Source organism: Martinezella rhizogenes (assembly GCF_000799715.1).
Taxonomy (GTDB): domain Bacteria; phylum Pseudomonadota; class Alphaproteobacteria; order Rhizobiales; family Rhizobiaceae; genus Rhizobium; species Rhizobium rhizogenes_C.
The window spans coordinates 147784-170282 of the sequence record NZ_JUHG01000014.1 but is presented as its reverse complement, the minus strand read 5'-3'; the positions used below and the strand labels follow the sequence as shown (position 1 = coordinate 170282).

The following is a 22499-nucleotide window of genomic DNA, read 5'->3' as shown; positions in this document are numbered from 1 at the left end:
GGGGGGAGATTGGTAACTCGCAGGAATTTCTCGCCTCAAGCTGGCATCGGATCTGCTGAAATCGAAGCTGATTGTTTTAAGCAGAACACGCGGCATCCTCCCAACGATCTCCCCCCTTGTGGGGGAGATGTCACGACAGTGACAGAGGGGGGTGCCAGAGGTGCGGCATATCGACAGCCGATTGCCAGACGACAGCTACCAATTAACCCTTGGCAACAAACACCGTCGCACCAATGCTGGCAGCGACGACCAGCGCCGTGCCGAACATCTGCGAGGGGGTCAGCGGCTGCGTCAGGATGACGAAGCCGGCGAAGGCGCCGATTGCCGGTTCCAGGCTCATGAGGATGCCGAAGGAGGATGTCGGCATGCGTCGCAGCGCCACCATTTCCAGCGCATAGGGCAAAAGCGGCACGAGCAGCGCAAGGCCCGCCATTTCGATGAGGCCGTAGCCGGTCAAATGCGGAACGGCTGCGGCAAAGCCGAAGGGTGTCGCGACAATGGCGGCGATGATGAGCGACATCGACAGACCCTCGAAGCCGGCAAAAACGCTACCGACCTTCTTCGTCAGCAGGATATAGCAGGCCCAGCCGGTGCCCGCGCCACAGGCAAACAATATGCCCGAGAGATTGCCGACCCACCCCTCACCGTCATAGGCGAGCAGGAGCACGCCGATACCGGCGATCAGCGGCCAGGCAAGCTGGCGGCTCAGGCCAAAGCCGAGGGTCGCCACCAACAGCGGCCCGAGGAAATCAATAGCGACGGCGAGGCCCAAGGGGATGCGTTCGATCGCCGAGAAGAAGGAAAGCGTCATCAGTGCGGACACCGTGCCGAGCGTCAGCGCGCCGAGCCACTGCGCACGGCTGTAGCGCATGACCTTCGGCCGGACGATGATCGCCAGAGCGATCGCGGCGAAGGATAGCCGCAGCCATGTCGCGCCGGACGGCCCATAAGTGGCAATAGCGGAGGACGACAGGGCCGCACCAAACTGGATGCAGCACATGGACAGCAGGCACATGAGAACGCCCGCGCCAACGCCGCCCGAAGACGCCGGCACATCGGGATGCGGCATCAGTACCGCGCCACCATCCGTGCCGCTCTCGATCATCTTCTGGTCCATGGTCGCCTCCATCCTGCGCGGCTTGTAGACGGCAAGCGATGGCGGCGCAAATTCAAACTTTTAATCGGTTGGATCAGCAGCCCTGATAGGCACATCTTAGGCTTCGAGGCCCTTCAACACATTGGCAACATTCAGCCCGATCTCCGGCACGCCATAGCCGCCCTCCATGCAGGTGACCACCGGCAGACCGGCGCCGGCAACAAGCTGGCCGATGCGGGTAAAATCGTCGGAAGTCAGCTTGAAGAAGGAGATCGGGTCGCGCTCGAAAGTGTCGACGCCCAGCGACAGCACGATCGCCTCCGCGCCGAACGCCTTGATGCGGGCGAGCGCATCGGCAAGCGCTTCCGACCAGACGTTCCAGGGCGTGCCGCGCGGCATCGGATAATTGCGGTTGGCGCCGAGCCCTTCGCCTTCACCCTTCTCGTCGGCATGGCCGAGGAAATAGGGAAAGGCGTGGATGGGGTCGCCGTGCAGCGAAGCGGTGAAGACATCGCCGCGCCGGTAGAAGATGTCCTGCGTGCCATTGCCATGATGGAAATCGACATCGAGGACAGCCACCTTCTTCGCCCCATGATCGCGCAACCGCTGCGCCGCGACAGCGGCGTTGTTGATGAAGCAATAGCCGCCGAAAAGATCAAAGCCGGCGTGATGACCGGGCGGGCGGCAGAGCGCGAAGGCGAAGCGATGGCCGGCATGCAGCCAATCGGCGCCCGTCAGCGCGCAGCGCATCGAGGCGATTGCCGCTTCATAGGAGCCCTTGCTGATCGAGGTATCGGCGGCATTGGCATAGTGGCCGATCATGCCGACGATGTTTTCCGGCACGCGCTGGCTGGTGCGGCGCACCGGAAAGGAATTAGCGATCGCCTCGCCCTTGTAGCCGGCCGCGACCCAGCGACCCCAGACCGCGCCCAGAAAATCGAGATAGGCGGGATCATGGACCTTGCGGGCTGTCTCCAGCCCATGCGCCTCCGGCGCCACGACATCGGCAAAGCCCGCTTCCTTCACCGCTGCCAGAATCCATTCGGCGCGGAACGGCGCTTCGAAGGGCGTCACCAGCTGGCCGTCATGCAGCTCGGTCTTGGCGTCCCTCAGCTTGTGATCTTCCGAATAAATGACACGCATGATCGGCCCCCTCGCCCGCGAAGTTCATTGGTAACCCCAAGGCTTACATGGATCGCGGCCAGGAAAAAAGAGCGGCCTGCGCCCTTGAACACGACGGGAAACGACGGCACCTTCCACCTGCCTTTCCGTCGATTGGGAGATTCGCGCGGCATGAAAGTCCTGATGGTCGACGTCGACGGCGTGCTCGTTCACGGCCGGCCCAGCGATGGCCTGCACCTTTTCACCTATCTGGAACGCGATCTCGGCCTTAGTCGCGATCTGATCCAGAAGGAATTCTTCCAGACCCACTGGGGCGACATCGTCACGGGCCGAGAGAACCTGGAGCCCCGGCTCGCCAGTGTGCTGGCAACGATCGCACCCGGACTTAGCGCCGCGACATTGATCGATTACTGGTTCGAGAACGATTCCCGGCTGGACCAAACGCTGCTTGCCGATCTAGCCGCGCTGCGGGCAAAAGGCATCCCGATGTATCTGGCGACCAATCAGGAGCATCGGCGCGCCGCCTATCTGATGGACAAGCTTGGGCTCTCCTCCTATTTCGACGGGATTTTCTATTCCGCCATGTTCGGATACCAGAAGCCGGCATCCGAATTCTTCCGGCTGGCGACCGAGCGTGTCGGCATTGACCCCAGCGAGATCGCCTTCATCGACGATTATCCCGCCAACATCGAAGCGGCGCGGCAATTCGGCTGGAAGGCGATGCATTGGGCACCAGGCTCCAGATTGGAGGATGCCCTTGCCGCGTTTTCCCGTTGAAACTTACGCAGCGATCCGCTTGTAAAAGATGGTCGTGTCGCAGAAGCCGCCCTGCGGCCACAGGGCATAATCGGGGATGATGCCGGCGCGCTCCCAGCCAAGGCGGGGATAGATGGCTTCGGCCTCGCTGCCGGTTGCCGTGTCGAGCACCAGCAGGGTCTTGCCACGTTTGGCCGCCTCGCGCTCCGCAGCTTCCATCAGCAGGCGGGCAAGGCCCTTGCCGCGAGCGGACCGGTGCACCAGCAATTTCTTCAAATCGCCACGATGCGGCTGGTTCGGCATCTGCGCCGCGCCGACCTGCACAGTACCGAGTACCTTGCCCTCGACGGTGGCGACGAAGAGCAAGGTCGCGCCTGCCTCGACGCTGTCGGCCACCCCCCGCCAATAGGGCGCGGCATCGTCAAGCCCATAGGGCTGCATGAAGCCGACCGAGGCGCCGCCATTGACGCAATCGGCAAGCACTTCGCAGAGATCGGCGGAGAAGGCGCGGGCATCGGAGGCGGAGAGAAGACGAATTTCGGGCATGAAAGATCCTCAGATTATGACCGGGGGCGATCGAGGACGACGCAATAGCGCGCCTGCCTGTCGCCCGGATTGTGAAACACATGGCCGTCGCCGATGCCCATGAACAGGCAATCGCCGGGCATGAGGCAATGCACGGTCTCGCCGACCGTCATCTCCATCTCGCCCTCGAACAGCCAGACATGCTGGCTCATGCCCCGGCTGGCCGCATTCGGCGGAAAGCTGACGCGCGCGCCGGCGGGAAAGATGACCTCGACAAGATCGACGGGTGATTGCGTGCCGGCCGGCGAAACCGCGCGGCGGATATAGCCGGTCTCGGGATCACGCCAGACCGGCTGGTCATTGCTCCTCGCTAGGGGCGACACATCCTTTTCCTCCTCGGCGAAAAAGGTCGAGAGCGACAGGCCGAGTGCGGCGCAGAGCCGGGCAAGCAGCGAAGCGGTCGGGCTCGCCTCGGCGCGCTCGATGCGCGAGATCATCGCGCGGCTGACGGCGGAGGCGTTCGCCAGCTCGTCCAGCGTCATTCCGCGGGCAATGCGCAGCTGCTTGATGCGCACGCCAATCGCGATTTCCAGATCGTCATCCATTATTTGCACGTTACCTGCATCGTGATTCCACTATAAGAGAAATACAGGATCCAATGATGGAATCAAGCCGAATAATGCTGCTGGTGACGACCGCAATCACAAATGCCCGCGGCCGCGCGGATATCCCTAACAAAACCCTGCTTTTCCGCTTTGCGGCGCGGGGCGGCGCTGCTATATGGCGCGCATGAGCACCAATTCCACCACTCCGCTTTCGCACATCCGCAACTTCTCCATCGTGGCCCATATCGACCACGGCAAATCGACGCTGGCCGATCGTCTGATCCAGACGACGGGTGGTCTTGCCGAACGCGAGATGTCGGAGCAGGTGCTTGACAGCATGGATATCGAGCGCGAGCGCGGCATCACCATCAAGGCCCAGACGGTGCGCCTGCACTACAAGGCCAACAATGGCGAAACCTATATCCTCAACCTGATCGACACGCCCGGCCACGTCGACTTCGCCTATGAAGTCTCGCGCTCGCTGTCGGCCTGCGAGGGTTCGCTGCTGGTGGTCGACGCCTCACAGGGCGTGGAAGCGCAGACGCTCGCCAACGTCTATCAGGCCATCGACAACAACCACGAGATTGTCACCGTTCTCAACAAGATCGACCTGCCGGCGGCCGAACCGGACCGCATCAAGGCCCAGATCGAGGAAGTCATCGGCATCGATGCCTCCGAGGCCGTGCTGATCTCGGCCAAGACCGGCCTTGGCATCCCCGATGTTCTCGAGGCTATCGTCAACAAGCTGCCGGCGCCGAAGAGCCCCGGCGGCGAAAAGGCACCGCTGAAGGCGCTGCTGGTCGACAGCTGGTACGACACCTATCTGGGCGTCATGGTTCTCGTGCGCGTCATCGATGGCGTTATGACCAAGGGCCAGACCATCCGCATGATGGGCACGGACGTGAAATACCAGGTCGAGCGCGTCGGCGTGCTGACGCCAAAAATGCTCACAGTCGAGAGCCTCGGCCCCGGCGAGATCGGCTTCATCACCGCCTCGATCAAGGAAGTGGCCGATACCCGCGTCGGCGATACCATCACCGAGGACAAGCGCCCCACGGCCGCAGCCCTGCCCGGCTTCAAGCCGGCCCAGCCGGTCGTGTTCTGTGGCCTCTTCCCGGTCGATGCCGCCGAATTCGAGGATCTGCGCTCGGCCATGGGCAAGCTGCGCCTCAACGACGCCAGCTTCTCTTTCGAAATGGAATCCTCCGCTGCCCTCGGCTTCGGCTTCCGCTGCGGCTTTCTCGGCCTCTTGCATCTCGAAATCATCCAGGAGCGCCTGGAACGCGAATTCAATCTCGACCTGATCGCGACGGCCCCTTCGGTCGTCTATCAGCTGACCATGAATGACGGCAGCCAGATCGAGCTGCACAATCCGGCCGACATGCCCGATGTCGTCAAGATCGCCGAATTCCGCGAGCCGTGGATCAAGGCGACGATCCTGACGCCGGACGACTATCTCGGCTCGATCCTGAAACTCTGCCAGGACCGTCGCGGCGTCCAGACCGAGCTGACCTATGTCGGCAACCGCGCCATGATCACCTACGACCTGCCGCTCAACGAAGTCGTCTTCGATTTCTACGACCGGCTGAAGTCGATCTCCAAGGGCTACGCCTCCTTCGACTATAATCTCTCTGACTACCGCGAAAGCGATCTCGTGAAGATGTCGATCCTCGTCAATGCCGAGCCGGTCGATGCGCTCTCAATGCTGGTCCACCGCTCCGCAGCCGAGAAGCGCGGCCGCGTCATGTGCGAAAAGCTGAAAGACCTGATCCCCCAGCACATGTTCCAGATCCCGATCCAGGCCGCCATCGGCGGGCGCATCGTCGCCCGCGAGACGGTGAAGGCGCTGCGCAAGGACGTGACCGCCAAGTGCTACGGCGGCGACGCCTCCCGCAAGCGCAAGCTGCTGGACAAGCAGAAGGAAGGCAAGAAGCGCATGCGGCAGTTCGGCAAGGTCGAAATCCCGCAGGAAGCGTTTATTGCGGCGCTGAAGATGGGAGATGAGTGAGGCTCTTCTCAATGTCGAATTATGCGCATATAATTTGCGCATGACCTGAGGAGCGCACCATGGCCCAAACTACACGGAAAGCCGCAAACCTGTCGCTTGACGAAAGCCTTGTTTCAGACGCCCGCGACCTGAAAATCAATATCTCACGTGCCGCTGAAGACGGCATAGCCCGCGCCATCAAGACTGAACGCGAGCGTCTTTGGCTTATAGAAAACGCCGAGGCGATCACGCAAGCCAACGCTTATGTTGAAAAACATGGCCTGCCATTTGGAAAATATCGGCAGTTCTGATGGCACGATTCCATGTCTATGGCCTTAAACAGAGTCAGGCTCTTGCTCTTGATCTTCAGTCCGATCTGCTGGACAGACTAAGTACCCGAATGATGGCACCACTTCTTCCAATAGAGGATGTGTCTCCACCGATGGCACGGCTCAATCCACGGTTCACTATCAATGGCCATCCCTACATCATGGCGACGCAGTTGATGGCGGCAATACCGGTAAGTGAGATCGGGGACCTGATCATCGATCTCAGTTCACACGCAGATCAGATTACCGCCGCAACGGACTTTCTTTTCCAAGGCTTCTGACCTTAGGTCTCTGCCATATACTCCTTCGTCAGCACCTCGAAATCCTCCATGGCCGGCAGCGCCGCATAGCTATGCTTAGCCGGAGTCGTAGCCCAGGGCAGCTTTTCGGTTGTCCAGGTCTCGACGAAAGGCGTGAACCATCTGGCATCGTCGAGCATGGTCGGGCGCAGATTGACGAACCAGTCGAGCCCCTCCAAGCGGGTGAACATCCAGCTCATGCAGCTTGGGCAGAAATAATGCTTCAGCTTTTCGTCGCGCATCCCGCCGATGACGGGCTCGCCTTGCGTGACCTCGAAACCGTCGCTCGGAATGGCGATGCTCAGCGAATAGGCGCTGGATGACATGCGCTGGCAGCCGGTGCAATGGCAGGCCATGACGAGCAGCGGCCTGGCGCTGATCTTCAGCCGCACCTGCCCGCAACGGCATCCACCCTCCCAGGGTAGGTCTGGCTGGCTCATGGGTTGGTCTCCTCCGGTTCTTGATCCTCGTTTCGCAAAGACCTGATACCGGTCAGCTTAGCATTGAGCCGGCCTCTCCGCGCGGGCGCTCAATATCAGCTCCGGCAGCTTCCGTTTGTCAAAGCGTCGCCTCCTCGCGCCGCTCCACCGCCACGCCGATCATGCCTACCCACGCCCGCGCGACCGCCAGCCCCGCCGTCTCGGCGGCAGGCGCATGCTTCGCGGCGATCTCCGGATAGCGCTCCAGCCAGCTGGGCTCGATGCGCTCGATCGTCTCCTTGAAATCCCTCCGCCAGCCTTCGACCACGGCGGCATTGGCCTCGAAATGGAACTGCGTGCCGTAGGCGGCGCGGCCGATGCGGTAGGCCTGATTGCGGGCGATGTCGTTGGTGGCGAGGCGCACGGCGCGGGCGGGCAGCGTAAACGTGTCGGAGTGCCATTCGAAGATGGTGAAGTCGTCGCCGACACCCGACAATAGCGGATCGGTCTTACCCTCCTCGGTGACTCCGACCGCCGTCCAGCCAAATTCGCGGGCGGCACCGATGAGGTTTTCAGCCTCATAGGCGCGCGCCAGGATCTGGCTGCCGAGGCAGATGCCGAGCACGGCCTTGTCGGCTTCCTCAAACCGGCGCATCAATTGCGCCAGCTCCGGCAGATAGGGGTGGGTGTCGTCGTCGCGGGCATTCTGCTCGCCGCCAAGCACGACCAGCGCGTCATGCGCCGTCACATCCCGCGGAAGCCTCTCACCGTCCCATGCTCGGAACCATTCGAGCTCCGCGCCTGCCTCCTTCAGCGCGATGCCAAGGGCGCCAAGCGGTGTGTTTTTCATATTCTCGACGATTGCGACCCGCATTCCCATGATTCCTGAAAGACGATCCTGCGGAAGATGACCATGAGCGGATCAATGGCGCAAGAGCGGGACGCTTGCAGCCGGCCAAAGCTGAGCCTAAATGTCAGCAGACAACGAGGAAGCCGACGATGAGCGACAAGCCGCGAATCACCATTCTCTATTGCACCCAATGCAACTGGCTGCTGCGATCCGGCTGGATGGCGCAGGAGTTGTTGCAGACCTTCACCGACAGTCTGGGCGAAGTCGCACTGATCCCCGGCACGGGCGGCGTCTTCGAAATCCGCATCGACGGTGATCTGCTGTGGGAGCGCAAGCGCGATGGTGGGTTTCCGGGGCCGAAGGAGCTGAAGCGGCGGGTGCGCGACATCATCGATCCAGACCGCGACCTCGGCCATACGGACCGCGCATCGCTGGAGAGCTGATCGATTTTATGGAGGAGGCGCTGCCTGGATAGGCGCGCCTCCGTCTCGTTATTTATCTTTCTTGCCGAAACCCGTCGTGCTGCCGGCCTGTTTGACGGCAAAGCCCGGCTGCGGCTTTGGAGCTTCGACGGATTTGTCCTTCTTGGGTTTTCTTGTCTCGCGATTGCTTCTTACTTGACCCTTGGCCATTTCAAGCTCCCTGTTTCGTTCGCGACCTCGTGGAAGCGATGACATCTTAGGGGTCGCCTAAGCCGCGAAAAAAGCAAGCTATTTATTTTCGCTTGCCTCTCGGAAGGTCTAAAAGAGCACGAACCGATACTGACGTCACCCGGCCGGCCGCTCTCGATCACTGAAAAGGCGAACGGCAGGCCTGGGCGCGATTATTAAGGCTGGTATAGAGGTTTGTCCCCGGATTATAGGTTCGATAGCGATCCGCGCACCACATCCGGTGACGGGCACGATTGTCGACCGGCGCACGATAATTGGTTTTCGGCGGGACATAATTATTGCGCGGAGGGATGACGATCCTCGGATTGCCATAGCGATTTCCGTCCCCAAGAGATGGCGGCGGATTGGGAATGGCCTGGCCAGGCCGCCGATACCATTGCTGTCGCCCGAAACCGAAACAGCCGCGATAGTCGCAGAGAACAGACCCATTGGCGCGCGGCGGGATGACGATCGTCGGGTTTTTTGAGGCCGCATAGACGACATCCAGCGACGACAGCAACATGAGGCTGAGAACGCAGGCATATGCGATCTTGCCAAAAACAGTCATGACGGGCTCCCGCGCTGTTGATCTAGGCGACGCAACGTCGATCCTTCGACGGCTCACCCTTATATTTGGGTCCTTGCCAGAGGCAAAACCAGTGCAGTCATGGCAGATACATGGCTGCAATCCATCAGTTGATCCTTTCCTCGGCTTGTTTCATAAGAAACGCAAACATTACGAGGAGATTGCGCGTGAGCAGCTTGAAATTCGGCACCAGCGGCCTTCGCGGCCTGTCCATCGAACTCATCGGACGGGCATCCGCGCTCTATGCCACGGCCTTTGCCCGCCATCTGCTGAAAAGCGGCCACGCACAACCCGGCGACATCATTCTCGTCGGCCGCGATTTCCGCGATTCCAGCCCCTCGATCTCGGCGACCTGCATCGGCGCGCTGAAACGTGCCGGCTTCACGCCGATCGATTGCGGCACGCTGCCGACGCCGGCGCTGGCGCTCTACGGGCTGGAGCTCAGGGCCGCGTCCTTGATGATCACCGGCTCGCACATCCCGGCTGATCGTAATGGCATCAAATTCTACCGTCCAGACGGCGAGATCGACAAGCAGGACGAGCTGGCGATCAGCGCGGAAGCCGCTGACATCGGCGACGCGAACCTGGACGAGACACCCGGCGCCGGCGAAGATCGCTCGGCGCGGACCGAGGCACTGTATTTCGAGCGCAATATCGCCCTGCTGCCCGCCGACAGCCTAAAGGGGCTCACGATCGGCGTCTATCAGCACAGCACGGTGGCGCGCGACCTGCTGGGCCTGGTGCTGGCGCATTACGGCGCGCGCGTCGTGCCGCTCGGTCGCTCCGAAAGCTTCATTCCCGTCGATACCGAAGCGGTCTCTACCGAGACCATCCGCCTGCTGAAGGGCTGGGCGCCGGAGCATCAGCTGGATGCGATCGTCTCCGCCGACGGCGACGGCGACCGGCCGCTTCTGGCGGATGAGACCGGCGAGCCCTTGCGCGGCGACCTGCTCGGTCTTATCGCCGCGAATTTCCTCGGCGCCGAGGTCGTGGTGACCCCGGTTACCTCCAATTCCGGCATCGAGGCCGCCGGTTCCTATTCGGTCACCCGCACCCGCGTCGGCTCACCCTATGTCATCGCCGGCATGGACGAGGCGCTGGCGGCCGGCAAGACCAATGTCATGGGCTTCGAGGCAAATGGCGGCACGCTGACGGCCAGCCGTTTCATCATCGAGGGCGAGCCGGTACAGCCCCTGCCGACCCGCGACGGCTTTCTTCCGATCCTTGCGACGCTCTACGCCGCCGCGCTCGCCAGACAGCCGCTCTCGGCCATTGCCGGCGGCTACCGTCTGCCGTTTGCCGCCGCCGACCGGCTGGAGAATTTTCCGGTCGAAACCAGCGCTGCGCTGATGGCATACCTGCGCGCCTCGGATGCGAATCTCGCGAGCTTCCTGGCGCCGGTCGCGGGAGTTGCATCGAAGAGCGATATCGACGGGCTGCGGGTCACTCTCTCCGATGGCCGCATCATCCATTTCCGCCCCTCGGGAAATGCGCCGGAAATGCGCTGCTATGTCGAAGCAGCGGGAGAAAACGAAGCAAAGGCCTTGCTGGAACAGGGACTTGGCCTCATCCGCGCCTGGGCGACAGCCCGGGCGTGACCCGGGCTTCAACTGCTTTTTTCCAGATTGACACGAAAACTTCAAAAACCCTGTTGACACCGGAGAGCCACCCCCTTACATGCGTGTCCGTCGCCCAGATGGCGGAATTGGTAGACGCGCCAGCTTCAGGTGCTGGTACCCGAAAGGGTGTGGAGGTTCGAGTCCTCTTCTGGGCACCATTCCATTTTTCCAACGTTGATTTCGTTGGTTCTTTCATCGATTTTTGTCACATAAGTTCCCCTACGGGGACGAGGCAAACTTCGGTGGCAATTTCCGAACAGCATCTGTTTATCTGCTCCGGGTCGCCGTTTGGCTTGCCTGCGTGAAATTGCATCGGTCGCATTCCCACCGTCGATCCGAACACGTCCATCAGTCCTCGCATCTTCCATGCGTCGTCCCATGACTGGGCACATGATCCCGATGCATATCGTTACCTTCTTTGACGCCCAAGGCACGCTCCATGCCGCGAATTGCCCAGCCGTGACGCTATTCATATAGACAGGTCAGGGGCGCAAAAACATAGTTGCACATGACATCTATACGCCTCTTCCTCAGGCAGGCCGCAACAATGCAAGAAAACGGCCTTACAGCGTGGGAAAAAATATTCAAAAACAGAAGCTTAGGATGGATCAGATGGAAACATGGCTCCTGTTGTCGAATTGCCAAACGTTTGGACTCGCAAGTTCATTGAATTTGCTCAATCCAAGGTTTCATATCGAAGCCGTCGATATCTATGCGTTCAAGCATGATATCGAAAAATACAGGGCGACGTTGCCGAATTATTTCAGGGTGATCATCCACCCGCATTTCCAGACCATGGATTTCGATTTCACCGCCGCGCGCAATCTCGACATTATTCCCTCGATAGAATTCGACGCTTATCACCCCGATGTTTGCTATGCTTTCTCGGAGAGTGCCGGGCCACTCGAGGGGCCGATGAGTTCGTATCACTCGATGATCGTACTGGCCGCATATGAAGCCGGACTGTCCCTCGAAGCGACCCGCAAATTGTTTCGCCGGGATGTGTTTGAAAGATGCGGCTTCCTTACGCGCTGGGAAGAGGAGCGTACGGATCTCATCAACAACTTCGCGCAATATGGATTGGATATTTCGTCCTCATTCAGGAAATGGTCTCGCGGCAATTCCTTCATGTATTCGGTGAACCATCCAAAGATCCATTGCATCTATGATATAGCGCACGCTTTCATGAAGCGCCTCGGGGTTCAGACCTTCGAAGGCGGCATCGTACCGGTGGACAATCTTCTCAAGGGGCCGTGCTATCCGGTATATCCGGAAATTGCCGAGATGTTCGGGGTCAAGGGATCCTATCTCTTCAAGATACCGAACGACTATCGTCTCATTTCACTGGAAAGCTTCATCGAACTCAGCTTCGACAGTTATTCGCGCTTTCCCATCGGCACGCTTCATGTCGAGAGTTCGGTTCGCGGCCGATACATGCAAGTCAAGGCCGCGATCGCCGAGGCAGCCGGATAGGGAATCCGCCTGCCTGTTTCGAGCGCCAACAACGGGCGGACACAGCTCAGCCCTTGCGGTTATGTCCCCTGCCCGTGGCCGGCGCGCAAAGCTGAACCTTGCAGCTCGGGTCGTCTGAGGTCGGGACGGAGGCCTTTGTCGGGACGCCACGGCCCACGCAGGCCGCCGAATTCGACACATAGCGATCATAGACCGTCAGGTTCTTGACGGTGCTGGAGGGATGCTGCAGCACGACCTCACCCTCCTGGGCGATCTTGTCGTGCACGGCCGAGCAACTCATGGACGGGGTGTCATAGCGCGATATCGCCATCGCGCTCGAGGCGCACAGCCCGAATACCGCGACCAACATAATCTTCTTCATGGGGGATTCCTCTTCTCAGTCATAGACTTCGCTATCAGAAGCACCCTATTATTATGCATCCCATATCATTTTTGTGACAGTACCGCGCGCTGCCCACAATGTCGCAGGCAGCGCCATGCTTTCGAGAGCCAGCCTACAGGCTCGGGCTGAGCGGCACGATCGCCGCAAACCTCTGCCAGTCCTTGCCAGCCTTCGGCGTCCAGGCGGCTTCGGCGATGGCCGGGAGGCGCGGGAAGACGAGACGGTTGAAATAGGCGCGCGACAGGAAGTTTTCCTGCCAGATGCAGGCCTGCACGCCCTTCAACCGATCCTTCAGCTCATCCGGAAAATCGCCCTCGGCCTCATAGGCATAGGTATGCGCCGGCGGCACGGTGCCAGCCCAGCTCGCGCCCGGCTCCTGCCATGCCTCCGCCTGCACCATGTCGAGATAATAGGCCTGGCCGGGCGTCATCACCACATCATAGCCCTCGCGCGCCAGCTCGATGCCGACCTCGGGCTTTTCCCAGGCCATCAGCAGCGTGCCTTCGGTGCCAACGCCGCCGCCGTGGGCGACCTCGTTCCAGCCGGAGAGCTTGCGGCCGCGCGTCGTCAGCATCGCCTTCACCCGCTTCAGGAAATAGGATTGCAGCGCGAAGGTGCCGGAGATGCCCTCCTGCTCCATCAGCTTGCGCGCCATCGGCGAGGCGAGCCAGGAACCGTTGGCTACCTCGTCACCGCCGATATGGAGATATTCGGAGGGGAACAGCTCGACCATTTCGTCGAAGACCTTGCCGAGAAATTCATAGGTCAGCTCTATCGCCGGGTTGAGGGCATTGTTGGGGTAGCCCTGAACGGAATGATAGCTTTCCGGCGCCTCCTGCCCATCGGTCAGATCCAGCAGAGCGGCAAGGGTGGCAGTGCTATGGCCGGGAATGTCGATTTCCGGCACGACCTCAACGCCGAGCGCCAGCGCATGCGCGACGATCTCCCTGACGTCGTCCTGCGTATAGAAGCCGCCGACCGGTTCGGCGCCATTGCCAAGCTGCGGCAGCAGGGGTTCGTCCGGGCCGCGCAGTACGCCGGTCGTGGTCAGCCCCGGATAGGCCTTGATCTCCAGCCGCCAGGCCTCGTCGTCGGTCAAATGCCAATGGAAGATATTGAGCTTCAACCAGGCGAGGATATCGATCAGCCGCTTCACATCCTCCTTGGGGTTGAATTGGCGCGAGACATCGAGATGGCAGCCGCGCCAGCCGTAACGCGGCTGGTCGGAAATCGTGCCGGCGATCGGAAAGCGGAACTTGCCCGGTTCGCGCCGTGCACCATCCAGAAGCTGCGCCAGCGTCGTCAGGCCATAGAGGCGGCCGGCATCAGTGGAATAGGCGAGCACGATCTCATCGGACGCGAAAGCGAGCTCATAGGCTTCCTTGGCAAGGGCAGCCTGTTCGACGAAGCGCAGGGGCCTGCCCTGTGGCACGGAGATGAGGCTGAACGGAGTATGATTGACGGGAAACAGGCGCTGGAAGAGCGCCTGCGCCGCCGCAACGGCCTTCAGGCTGACGCCGTCCGTTCCCTTGGCGGGGTAGAGTGCGACCGGAAAGTCTTCGCCCGGCTTGACGTCGATCGCGGCCGGCCAGGGCTGGATGGCGAAGGGCAGGTCGAGCTTGCCTTCCGGCAGCAGCACCGGCGGCGGCTCGCTGACGCGGCCTTCGAGCAGGAGGTCGCTGATGGAGATGTCGACATGGCTGCCGTCGGCAAGCGTCAGATAGGCGGACTTGGCGCCATCCGTGCAATGTTTCGCGACGCGATGCAAACCGCTGACGGTGAAGGTCCAGCTATCGCCGGGCGCCACGGACAGGCCGGCGGGCGGGGCGAATTCATGGAAATTGGCGTTGCGGCGCAGGAAGACGGCATTGTCGCACGCCTTGGTGTCGATGACGCGCGTCAGCGAGGTATAGACGAGGCTGAAACCGGTAAGCGGCGCATCCGACAGATTGATCAGCGTAAAGGTCAGGCGGCCGTTCGGACCGCCTTCGGGAGACCAGGTGTGTTCAAGATGATAGGAAGCTGGCTGCATGTCTGTTCCCTTTATAACAACGAGCGTTCAATAATGGTCGGACTGTGAGAATGTGTGGGCAAGCTCCGCCTGCCCCGCCGTCAGGCCGCAATCGACCGGCAGGCAGACGCCGGTGATGGACGCAGCGAGCGGACTTGCCAGGAAACCGACGGCATTGGCGACATCGGCGGGATCGACGACACGCTGCAGCGGATACCAGCGGCGCGCCTCCTCGAAGACATTCGGATTGGCGCTGGCGCGCGCCTCCCAGGCCTGCGTCCGTACCGTGCCAGGCGCCACCGCATTGGCGCGAATTCCGAACTTGCCGTATTCGACCGCGACCAGCCGGGTGAAGTGCAGAAGCCCGGCCTTGGCGGCGCTATAGGCGGGGTGGCCGAACACGGCCATTCCGTTGACCGAGGCGATGTTGATCAACGATCCCTTCGACGCCTTCAGCATGTCCTCGACGGCGCGGAAGCAGAGGAAAGCCGCTTCGAGATTAAGCGCATTGTCGGCGCGCCAGATTTCCGGCGTCGTATCGTGCAGGCTGACGGCGCGCGCCGCACCCGCATTGTTGACCAGCGTCCTGACGACGCCCAGCCCGGCCGCCACCTTCGCCATGTTGGCGGTATCGGTCTCGCTGGTAACGTCGACCTTCAGCGCGACAAAGCGTTCCACTGGCCCAAGCTCACGCGCGGCCGCTTCAGCGGCGGAAGCGTCGATATCGACAAGCAGGACGATATCGTGGTCATCCGCCAGGCGCCGGGCGATGGCCCGGCCGATATCGCCGGCGGCTCCGGTGACGATGGCGACGGATCTGCTCATGTGGCTCTTCCTCTTTAATAGGGTCTAGTCGCCGAGAAGCTGGCGGTCGTCGCCGTCCCGATGGGCAACAAGCTGCTGCTTGATGCGGCGCAAGGTCACCGTCGCCTGCGGCTGGATGCGGTAGGCGACCAGGCTTGCGAGAATGTCCACGACTGCGAGATAGGCGATGCGCGTCGACGTCGGCCGATAGATATTGTCGCCTTCGGGCAGGTCGATCGGCACGGTGATGTCAGCCGCGAGCGCCACCGGGCTGTTACTCTGCGTCAGCGCGATCGTCGGCACCTTCACTTCCCGGGCCAGGGTGAAGGCGCGCACCAGCTCGGCATTGCGGCCGGAGAAGGACGAGCCAATCAGCACATCCGTCGGCTTGGCGGCGGCCGTCATCATCAGCTGCATGCTGTGATCGGAGCTGGCGGTGACGCGAAGGCCGAGGCGAAAGAGTCGGTTCTGCAACTCACTGGCGATCATCGAGGAATTGCCGCCGGACCCGAAGGCATAGATCATCTCCGCGCCGGCAAGACGGTTCGCCGCCTGCTCGATGGCCGGGATATCCAGCCCGCGATGCAGCAGGAACAGGGCATTCTGTGCCTTGGTGATGATGTCCTGGGCAACGTCCGCCGGCGCGATGCTCTTCGGCTCGGGCCTGATATAGCGCATGCCGACATAGGCGGTACGGGCGAGCTGCACCTTGAAATCGGAAAAGCTGTCGCAGCCGAGCCGGCGGCAAAAGCGGGTAACGGTCGGCGGCGAGACATCGGCCTTGCCGGCAAGCTCGATGATGGAGGCGTTGACCGCGAATTCGAAGTCGTTGAGGACGATATCGGCAATGCGGTTTTCCGATTGCGAAAGCCGCGCCCTCTCCTCCTGCATGGTCGTGAAAATATCCATCGGCCCCTCCCCTGTCGTGGCGTCTCTTAAGCGTCCGGCGTCTTATAGGCGACGCAGTCGATCTCCACCTTGCAATCGACCATCATCGACGCCTGCACGCAGGCGCGCGCCGGCGGATGAGCCCCGAAATAATCCTGATAGATCTTGTTGAAGCTCCAGAAATCGCGCGGATCGTCCAGCCAGACGCCGACGCGGACGACATGCTCCAGGCCGTAGCCGGCCTCCTGGAGAATGGCGATGACATTGCCGATCGTCTTGTGGGTCTGAGCGACGATGCCGCCGTCGATGATCTCGCCATTTTCCATGGCGACCTGGCCCGAGACATGCAACCAGCCATTGGCCTCGACAGCACGCGCGAAAGGCAACGGCTTACCACCGGCACCCGTCTGGCCGGAGCCATAACGCTTGATGGGCATTTTCCATTCCTGCAAATTATTTTCTTGATACGTTGACAAGTGACCATAGAAAGCAGAATTTGGCCAGTGAAAATCGTAATTTATGAAAAGAATTTAAATACGGCTGGTCCAATGCGCGATCCTTTCAAAAATCCTTTCCCTGCCGACGATGCTGCCCGCCATGCAATCTGGGAGATGCTCGTGCCGCGCGATATCGATGCTTTTATCGCCGCGGATTGGTCGCTGGTGGCGCATGATTTCGTCGAGGAGGGCTTTATCGGCATAGACGGCCGCCGCGAGGTCAGCCCGGACAAATGGCGCCTCGCCTTTCCGACGCTTACCGCCTATCGCGACGAATGGCTGCGCCAGGCGCAGGACTTTGCGAGCCAATCCTTCGCCGAGGACCCCCGCACCGCTATTTTCACCACCACGACGCTGGAAGACATAGAGATCGAAGGCGAGACGGCACTGGTGCGCAAGAAATTCGACGGCAGCCTGAAGAAGGCCGATGGTGGCGTCGACCTGCTCAAATGGCAGACGCTCTATTACTGCCGCCGGCATGAGGGCCGCTGGAAGATTTCGGGCTTTACCGGTTACCTGCCGAATCCGATGGACTGATGGAATAGAGGCGACAGCGTTGCGCATTTTTACTGCGGTGCTCGCGACCGAAACGAACACCTTTTCTCCGATCTGCGTCGACCGGCGCGCCTTCGAGGCCTCGCTCTATGCGCCGCCGGGCACGCATCCGGAAACACCGACGCTTTGTTCGGCGCCGATCACGGTCGGACGCAAGGTCACCGCTGAAAAAGGCTGGGAGCTGATCGAGGGTACTGCCGTCTGGGCCGACCCAGCCGGCCTCCTAAACCGCCGAACCTATGAGGACCTCCGCGACGAAATCCTCGGCCAGCTGCGCGCCGCCATGCCGGTCGATGGCGTTGTGCTGGGCCTGCATGGCGCCATGGTCGCCGATGGCTATGAGGATACCGAGGGTGATTTCCTCACGCGCGTCCGTGAAATCGTCGGGCCGGATATCCTGGTCTGCGCCGAACTCGACCCGCATAGCCACCTGACGAAAAAACGCCTCACGGCCGTCGATTTCTTCGTTTACTTCAAGGAATTCCCGCATACGGATTTCGTCGACCGCGCCGAGGATCTCTGGCGCATCGCCGTCGACACGCTGGAGGGCCGCGTAAAGCCGGTCATGTCCGTCTTTGATTGTCGGATGATCGACGTCTTCCCGACCTCGCGCGAGCCGATGCGCTCCTTCGTCGACAAGATCATGGCCATGGAAGAGGCCGACAAGGATATCCTGTCAATCTCCGTCATCCATGGCTTCATGGCCGGCGACGTGCCGGAAATGGGCACGAAGCTGCTGGTCATCACCGATAGTAAGCCGGATAAGGGATCTGCTCTCGCCCGCGACCTCGGCCTCGAACTCTTTGCAAAGCGCGGCACTTTCATCATGCCACAGATCGACGAGAAGCAGGCGGTGGCCGAGGCCATGGCCGCCACTTCCTGGCCGGTCGTCATCGCCGATCTCTGGGACAATCCCGGCGGCGGCACCGCGGGCGATGCCACCGTCATCCTTCAGGAACTGCTCGACCAAGGAGCCCGCGACACGGCGATCGGCACGATCTGGGACCCGATGGCGGTGCAGATCTGCATGGCCGCCGGCGAAGGCGCGGAGATCCCGCTGCGGTTTGGCGCGAAATCGGCACCGGGCACCGGCCATCCCATCGACGGCATCGTCAAGATCGTGCGGCTCGTGGCCAATGCCGAAATGCGCTTCGGCGAAAGCTTCGCGCCCTTCGGCGACGCGGCGCATATCGAACTTAACGGCATCGACATCATCCTCAATTCGACGCGCGCGCAGAGCTTCGATCCCACGCTTTTCTCGGTGATGGGCATCGATCCCACGCAAAAGAAGATCCTGGTGATCAAGTCGACCAACCATTTTTATGCCTCCTTCTCCAGGATCGCCTCGGAAATCCTTTACTGCTCGGCCGGAACGCCTTATCCGAACAATCCGGCGCGCACGCCCTATCGCCGCGCGCCAAAAGACATCTGGCCGATGATTGCCGATCCGCATGCGGCAAAGCAGGGAGTTGCCTGATATGGCACATGACATAGCCTCGGAGATCAGCCCGAGGCCGGGCGACCGTATCGAGGACCTTTCGACGCCGCGACCGATCATCGACGAGGACCGCATGGCGGGCAATATCGCCCGCGTGCAGGCCTATATGGACGAACATGGGCTGAATTTCCGGCCGCATATCAAGACCCACAAGATCCCGGCGCTAGCGAGCGCGCAGGTGGCCGCCGGCGCCAAGGGGATCAATTGCCAGAAGATCACCGAGGCCGAGGTCTTCGCGGATGCCGGCTTCGAGGATATCCTCATCACCTACAACATCATCGGGCCTGAAAAGCTTGCTCGCCTCTCAGCGCTGAACAACCGGATCGGCGGACTGAAAGTAGTGGCCGACAGCAACTACACCGTCGACGGACTTTCGGCATGGTTTGCCACGCGCAAGCCACTGACCGTGCTGGTGGAATGCGATACGGGCGGCGGACGTTGCGGCGTGCAAACGCCGGAGGCTGCCGCAGCTCTGGCAAGACATATCGCCAGCAAGCCCGGCCTCGTCTTCGGCGGGCTGATGAACTATCCGAAGCCGAACAGCGCCGCTGATACTCAGACCTTTCTGGCCGAGACCATCTCGCTTTTGAAGCGCGATGGCATCGACTGCGCCATCGTCAGCAATGGCGGCTCGCCGAGCCTTTTCGACGCGCATCTGGTGCCGGCGGCGACCGAGCACCGTGCCGGGACCTATATCTACAACGACCGCTCCATGGTGCGCGCCGGCCATTGCCGCGAGGAGGATTGCGCCATGCATATCCTCGCAACCGTCGTTTCGCGCCCGACGCCTGATCGCGCCGTCATCGATGCCGGCTCAAAGGCGCTGACTTCGGATCTCCTCGGCTTCTCAGACCACGGTGTCGTCATCGGCTATCCCGAGGCCGTCATCACTGGCCTTTCGGAAGAGCATGGGGTCATCGACCTTTCGAACTGCACCGGCCCCCGCCCCGAGATCGGCGACAAGGTCCGCATCATTCCCAACCATACCTGCGTGGTGTCCAACCTGTTCGACACCATGGTGTTTCACCGCGATGGCATCGTCACCCGCGTCGAGGATGTCGCGGCGCGTGGGCTGGTCTGGTAGCAGGATCAAGCCGGCATAGCCGGATTCAACAATTCCACATCGATATCGGTCAACTCGACACGACGCTCGAAAGCCATGCCATCTTCATCGAAGAGATGACAATCGGCGGCGCGGATGCCGGTCTTGAGCGGCACCTCCGCGCGGATGGCGATGCTTCCCGACAGCATGGCGCAGAAATTCTCAGCCTCGTCCTTCTCCAGCGCCGCATAGGCAACCGTCTGCGCGCCCAGGCGCTCGATCACCGTGGGCATGATCGTCAAGGTTATATCGCCATCGCCGAGATGCAGATGCTCCGGCCGTATGCCGAGCGTCAGCGCCTTGCCGACCACGCCGTCGCGCGGTGCAACCGGCAGCAGCGCCGTCTGGCCCTTGTAATCGACCTCCACACCTGCCTCGCTGACCCCTGTGCAAATGACGGGCAGGAAGTTCATCTTGGGATTGCCGATGAAGCCGGCGACGAATTTGTTTGCCGGCTTATGATAGAGTTCCAGCGGCGCGCCGGTCTGGGCGATTTCGCCGGCATTGAGGACGACGATCCGGTCGGCCATGGTCATGGCCTCGACCTGATCATGGGTCACATAGATCATCGTTGCTTGCAATTGACGGTGCAGCTTGGCAAGCTCGATGCGCATGTCGGCGCGTAGCGCCGCATCGAGGTTAGACAGCGGCTCGTCAAACAGGAAAATCTTCGGCTCGCGAACGATCGCCCGGCCGATGGCGACGCGCTGGCGCTGGCCACCCGACAGCATGCCCGGCTTCTGCTGCAGGCGCTGGTCGAGATGCAGGATGCGGGCGGCATGCTCGACGCGGGCCTTGAGCTTGTCTTCCGGCATCTTTTCGACGCGCAGCGGAAAGGCGATGTTCTCAAACACCGTCATGTGCGGATAAAGAGCGTAGGACTGGAACACCATGGCGATGCCGCGCTTGACCGGTGGCAGGTCGTTGACGCGCTGACCGTTGATCATGATGTCGCCACTGGTGACGTCGTCAAGACCGGCGATCATGCGAAGCAGGGTCGACTTGCCGCAGCCGGACGGACCGACGAAAACGATGAACTCACCATCTGTCACATCGAGCTCGACGCCCTTGATGACTTCGAAATGACCGTAAAATTTCTTGACCTGATTAAGGTGAAGCTGTCCCAAACTCTGTCTCCGCACGGCGCCGCCACGAAGGCGGGCAGGGCTCGAAAGGCCGCGCGCGATGCGCGCGGCCCAGCGAACTGCAAGGTTTACTTATACTGTTCGAGATCAGCAGCTGCCTTCTTCAGGGCATCCGCCGGCTCGGCCTTGCCGGTGACAACCGACTGGACCATCTCGATCATCACGTTCTGGAAGCCCTTGTAATCCTTGAACAGCGGCTCTGGACCACCGTAGCTGATGCCGTCGATGAACGGTTTCCAGAAGGGGTCCTTCTTCTGGAACTCGTCGACCTGCGGAGACGGACGCAGCGGCGTGAGGCCGGCGCCACCCTGTAGCTCATACTCGCCCTGCGGGCCGGGAGAGGTGATGAACTTCGCGAACTCGATCGTCTTGTCCTCGACGCCGCTTCCCTTGAAGACGGCAAGGCTGTCGGTGATGAGCAGCGTGCCCTGACCCTTGGCCGAAGGCCCAAGCGGCAGCGGCGCCACACCCCAGTTGATCTTCGTGTCCTTCAGGCGATAGGCAGCGCCCGAGCCGGCCTGGAGCATGCCGACCTTGCCATCCAGGAAGATGGCGCGCATTTCGTTCTGCTCGTAGGCCGTAGGACCTTCGACAGAGTAAGGTGTGATGTCCTTATAGGCCTGAAGAGCGGCCAGCACTTCCGGGCTGTCGAGGACAATCTTGTCGCCGTCGATCACCTTGCCGTTGTTGCTGTAAACCCAGTGCAGGAACTGGTGCATGGTATTGTCGAAGGTTTTCGCCGACAGACCGTAGCCGGGGATACCGGTCTTCTCCTTGATCACCTTGGCATCAGCAATTTCCTCAGCCCAGGTGGTCGGCGGCTTTTCCGGATCGAGACCGGCCTGCTTGAAGAGGTCCTTGTTCCAGTAGAGCGCCTTGGTGGAGAAGGCGACCGGTACGCCCCACTGCTGTTCATCGAAGGTCACGGTGCCGACAATACCCGGATAATAGGTCTTCTGCTCCGCATCCGTCATCGGCATGGGAACGATAAGATCATTTTCCGCGAACTGCTTGAGCGTGCGCGAACCGACATAGGCCATGGCGACCGGCGTGCCAGCCGCGGCAAGCGTCGTCGCCTTATCCTGGCACTGTTCCCAGCCGACGACCTCAGGCTTGACCGCCCAGCCCGGATTCTTGCCTTCCCACTCCTTGATGTACTTCTCATGGATCGGGTCGATCTTGTCGCCGCAATAGATCCAGCTGATCTCCTTGTCGGCGGCTTGAGCGGTCACGGCGCCAAGCGCTGTGGAGCCGAGCAAAGCGAGGGCGAACAGCCCTGTCTTGATATGGATTGTCACGTT

The 22499-nt window shown here is 61.2% G+C and carries 25 protein-coding genes and 1 tRNA gene; 11 read left to right on the top strand and 15 right to left on the bottom strand.

Annotation, left to right across the window (positions count from 1 at the left end; genetic code table 11):
- Window positions 1–202 precede the first annotated feature (202 nt).
- Window positions 203–1117 (bottom strand): EamA family transporter, encoded by a 915-nt coding sequence (locus EX00_RS18315; RefSeq protein ID WP_047460883.1) that lies wholly within the window; start codon window positions 1115–1117, stop codon window positions 203–205.
- A 96-nt stretch (window positions 1118–1213) separates the two neighbouring features.
- Window positions 1214–2239, bottom strand: a complete 1026-nt coding sequence (locus EX00_RS18310) for a histone deacetylase family protein (RefSeq protein ID WP_047460880.1) — start codon at window positions 2237–2239, stop codon at window positions 1214–1216.
- Between the two features lie 150 nt (window positions 2240–2389).
- On the opposite strand from EX00_RS18310, the gene EX00_RS18305 reads away from it, so the two are divergent.
- Window positions 2390–2995, top strand: coding sequence for an HAD family hydrolase (locus EX00_RS18305; RefSeq protein WP_047460879.1), 606 nt, complete (start codon window positions 2390–2392; stop codon window positions 2993–2995).
- 3 nt (window positions 2996–2998) lie between these two features.
- Here EX00_RS18305 and EX00_RS18300 read toward each other — a convergent pair whose 3' ends face one another.
- On the bottom strand, window positions 2999–3520 hold the full coding sequence (locus EX00_RS18300) for a GNAT family N-acetyltransferase (protein WP_047460877.1): 522 nt from the start codon (window positions 3518–3520) through the stop codon (window positions 2999–3001).
- Window positions 3521–3534: 14 nt separating this feature from the next.
- Entirely contained in the window at window positions 3535–4104 is a 570-nt protein-coding gene (locus EX00_RS18295) for a helix-turn-helix domain-containing protein (protein ID WP_047460876.1), read from the bottom strand.
- 175 nt (window positions 4105–4279) lie between these two features.
- On the opposite strand from EX00_RS18295, the gene lepA reads away from it, so the two are divergent.
- The 3 genes from lepA to EX00_RS18280 are packed head-to-tail and all read left to right on the top strand — an operon-like array spanning window position 4280 to window position 6701.
- Window positions 4280–6112, top strand: a complete 1833-nt coding sequence (lepA, locus tag EX00_RS18290) for a translation elongation factor 4 (protein ID WP_047460874.1) — start codon at window positions 4280–4282, stop codon at window positions 6110–6112.
- 59 nt (window positions 6113–6171) lie between these two features.
- Window positions 6172–6402, top strand: coding sequence for a type II toxin-antitoxin system CcdA family antitoxin (locus EX00_RS18285; protein WP_047460873.1), 231 nt, complete (start codon window positions 6172–6174; stop codon window positions 6400–6402).
- Window positions 6402–6701 carry a CcdB family protein gene (locus tag EX00_RS18280; protein WP_047460872.1) on the top strand — a complete coding sequence of 100 codons (300 nt, stop codon included), beginning with the start codon at window positions 6402–6404 and terminating at the stop codon, window positions 6699–6701. Before EX00_RS18285 ends, EX00_RS18280 begins: the two co-directional genes overlap by 1 nt.
- A gap of 2 nt (window positions 6702–6703) precedes the next feature.
- On the opposite strand, the gene EX00_RS18275 is transcribed toward EX00_RS18280, so the two are convergent.
- Both EX00_RS18275 and EX00_RS18270 read right to left on the bottom strand, forming a co-directional pair.
- Complete coding sequence (locus tag EX00_RS18275; RefSeq protein WP_047460870.1) at window positions 6704–7159, bottom strand: GFA family protein; 456 nt, start codon at window positions 7157–7159, stop codon at window positions 6704–6706.
- A gap of 118 nt (window positions 7160–7277) precedes the next feature.
- Window positions 7278–8012: a type 1 glutamine amidotransferase gene (locus EX00_RS18270; protein ID WP_047460868.1), complete on the bottom strand. Its 735-nt coding sequence runs from the start codon at window positions 8010–8012 to the stop codon at window positions 7278–7280.
- Window positions 8013–8137: 125 nt separating this feature from the next.
- Between EX00_RS18270 and EX00_RS18265 the strand changes: the two genes are divergently transcribed.
- Window positions 8138–8431, top strand: a complete 294-nt coding sequence (locus EX00_RS18265; protein WP_047460867.1) for an Rdx family protein — start codon at window positions 8138–8140, stop codon at window positions 8429–8431.
- A gap of 48 nt (window positions 8432–8479) precedes the next feature.
- Here EX00_RS18265 and EX00_RS31755 read toward each other — a convergent pair whose 3' ends face one another.
- Window positions 8480–8620, bottom strand: a complete 141-nt coding sequence (locus EX00_RS31755; protein WP_202903732.1) for a hypothetical protein — start codon at window positions 8618–8620, stop codon at window positions 8480–8482.
- A 157-nt stretch (window positions 8621–8777) separates the two neighbouring features.
- On the bottom strand, window positions 8778–9206 hold the full coding sequence (locus EX00_RS18260; RefSeq protein ID WP_047460864.1) for a BA14K family protein: 429 nt from the start codon (window positions 9204–9206) through the stop codon (window positions 8778–8780).
- A 194-nt stretch (window positions 9207–9400) separates the two neighbouring features.
- Here EX00_RS18260 and EX00_RS18255 point away from each other — a divergent pair, with 194 nt between their 5' ends.
- The 3 genes from EX00_RS18255 to EX00_RS18245 all read left to right on the top strand — a co-directional run bounded on the left by EX00_RS18255 (window position 9401) and on the right by EX00_RS18245 (window position 12316).
- Window positions 9401–10822, top strand: coding sequence for a phosphomannomutase (locus tag EX00_RS18255; RefSeq protein WP_202903739.1), 1422 nt, complete (start codon window positions 9401–9403; stop codon window positions 10820–10822).
- Window positions 10823–10914: 92 nt separating this feature from the next.
- A tRNA-Leu gene (locus tag EX00_RS18250) sits at window positions 10915–11001 on the top strand.
- 445 nt (window positions 11002–11446) lie between these two features.
- Entirely contained in the window at window positions 11447–12316 is an 870-nt protein-coding gene (locus EX00_RS18245) for a WcbI family polysaccharide biosynthesis putative acetyltransferase (RefSeq protein ID WP_309546369.1), read from the top strand.
- A gap of 46 nt (window positions 12317–12362) precedes the next feature.
- Here EX00_RS18245 and EX00_RS18240 read toward each other — a convergent pair whose 3' ends face one another.
- The 5 genes from EX00_RS18240 to EX00_RS18220 all read right to left on the bottom strand — a co-directional run bounded on the left by EX00_RS18240 (window position 12363) and on the right by EX00_RS18220 (window position 16838).
- Window positions 12363–12677 carry a hypothetical protein gene (locus EX00_RS18240; RefSeq protein WP_047460858.1) on the bottom strand — a complete coding sequence of 105 codons (315 nt, stop codon included), beginning with the start codon at window positions 12675–12677 and terminating at the stop codon, window positions 12363–12365.
- Between the two features lie 133 nt (window positions 12678–12810).
- On the bottom strand, window positions 12811–14730 hold the full coding sequence (locus tag EX00_RS18235) for a beta-N-acetylhexosaminidase (RefSeq protein WP_047460856.1): 1920 nt from the start codon (window positions 14728–14730) through the stop codon (window positions 12811–12813).
- Between the two features lie 27 nt (window positions 14731–14757).
- On the bottom strand, window positions 14758–15534 hold the full coding sequence (locus tag EX00_RS18230; RefSeq protein ID WP_047460853.1) for an SDR family oxidoreductase: 777 nt from the start codon (window positions 15532–15534) through the stop codon (window positions 14758–14760).
- Window positions 15535–15558: 24 nt separating this feature from the next.
- Window positions 15559–16422, bottom strand: a complete 864-nt coding sequence (locus EX00_RS18225) for a MurR/RpiR family transcriptional regulator (RefSeq protein ID WP_047460851.1) — start codon at window positions 16420–16422, stop codon at window positions 15559–15561.
- A 26-nt stretch (window positions 16423–16448) separates the two neighbouring features.
- Window positions 16449–16838, bottom strand: coding sequence for a RidA family protein (locus tag EX00_RS18220; RefSeq protein ID WP_047460848.1), 390 nt, complete (start codon window positions 16836–16838; stop codon window positions 16449–16451).
- 111 nt (window positions 16839–16949) lie between these two features.
- Here EX00_RS18220 and EX00_RS18215 point away from each other — a divergent pair, with 111 nt between their 5' ends.
- Genes EX00_RS18215 through EX00_RS18205 form a run of 3 tightly spaced genes read left to right on the top strand, consistent with a single transcriptional unit; the run spans window position 16950 to window position 20035 of the window.
- Window positions 16950–17435 carry a hypothetical protein gene (locus tag EX00_RS18215; protein ID WP_047460846.1) on the top strand — a complete coding sequence of 162 codons (486 nt, stop codon included), beginning with the start codon at window positions 16950–16952 and terminating at the stop codon, window positions 17433–17435.
- A gap of 19 nt (window positions 17436–17454) precedes the next feature.
- Entirely contained in the window at window positions 17455–18930 is a 1476-nt protein-coding gene (locus EX00_RS18210) for a M81 family metallopeptidase (RefSeq protein WP_047460844.1), read from the top strand.
- A gap of 1 nt (window position 18931) precedes the next feature.
- The gene (locus tag EX00_RS18205; protein ID WP_047460842.1) at window positions 18932–20035 is read left to right on the top strand and encodes a D-TA family PLP-dependent enzyme; all 1104 of its coding nucleotides are present in this window, start codon (window positions 18932–18934) and stop codon (window positions 20033–20035) included.
- A gap of 5 nt (window positions 20036–20040) precedes the next feature.
- Here EX00_RS18205 and EX00_RS18200 read toward each other — a convergent pair whose 3' ends face one another.
- Both EX00_RS18200 and EX00_RS18195 read right to left on the bottom strand, forming a co-directional pair.
- Window positions 20041–21180: an ABC transporter ATP-binding protein gene (locus tag EX00_RS18200; protein WP_047460840.1), complete on the bottom strand. Its 1140-nt coding sequence runs from the start codon at window positions 21178–21180 to the stop codon at window positions 20041–20043.
- A gap of 86 nt (window positions 21181–21266) precedes the next feature.
- Complete coding sequence (locus tag EX00_RS18195) at window positions 21267–22496, bottom strand: ABC transporter substrate-binding protein (protein WP_047460838.1); 1230 nt, start codon at window positions 22494–22496, stop codon at window positions 21267–21269.
- Window positions 22497–22499: the final 3 nt, after the last annotated feature.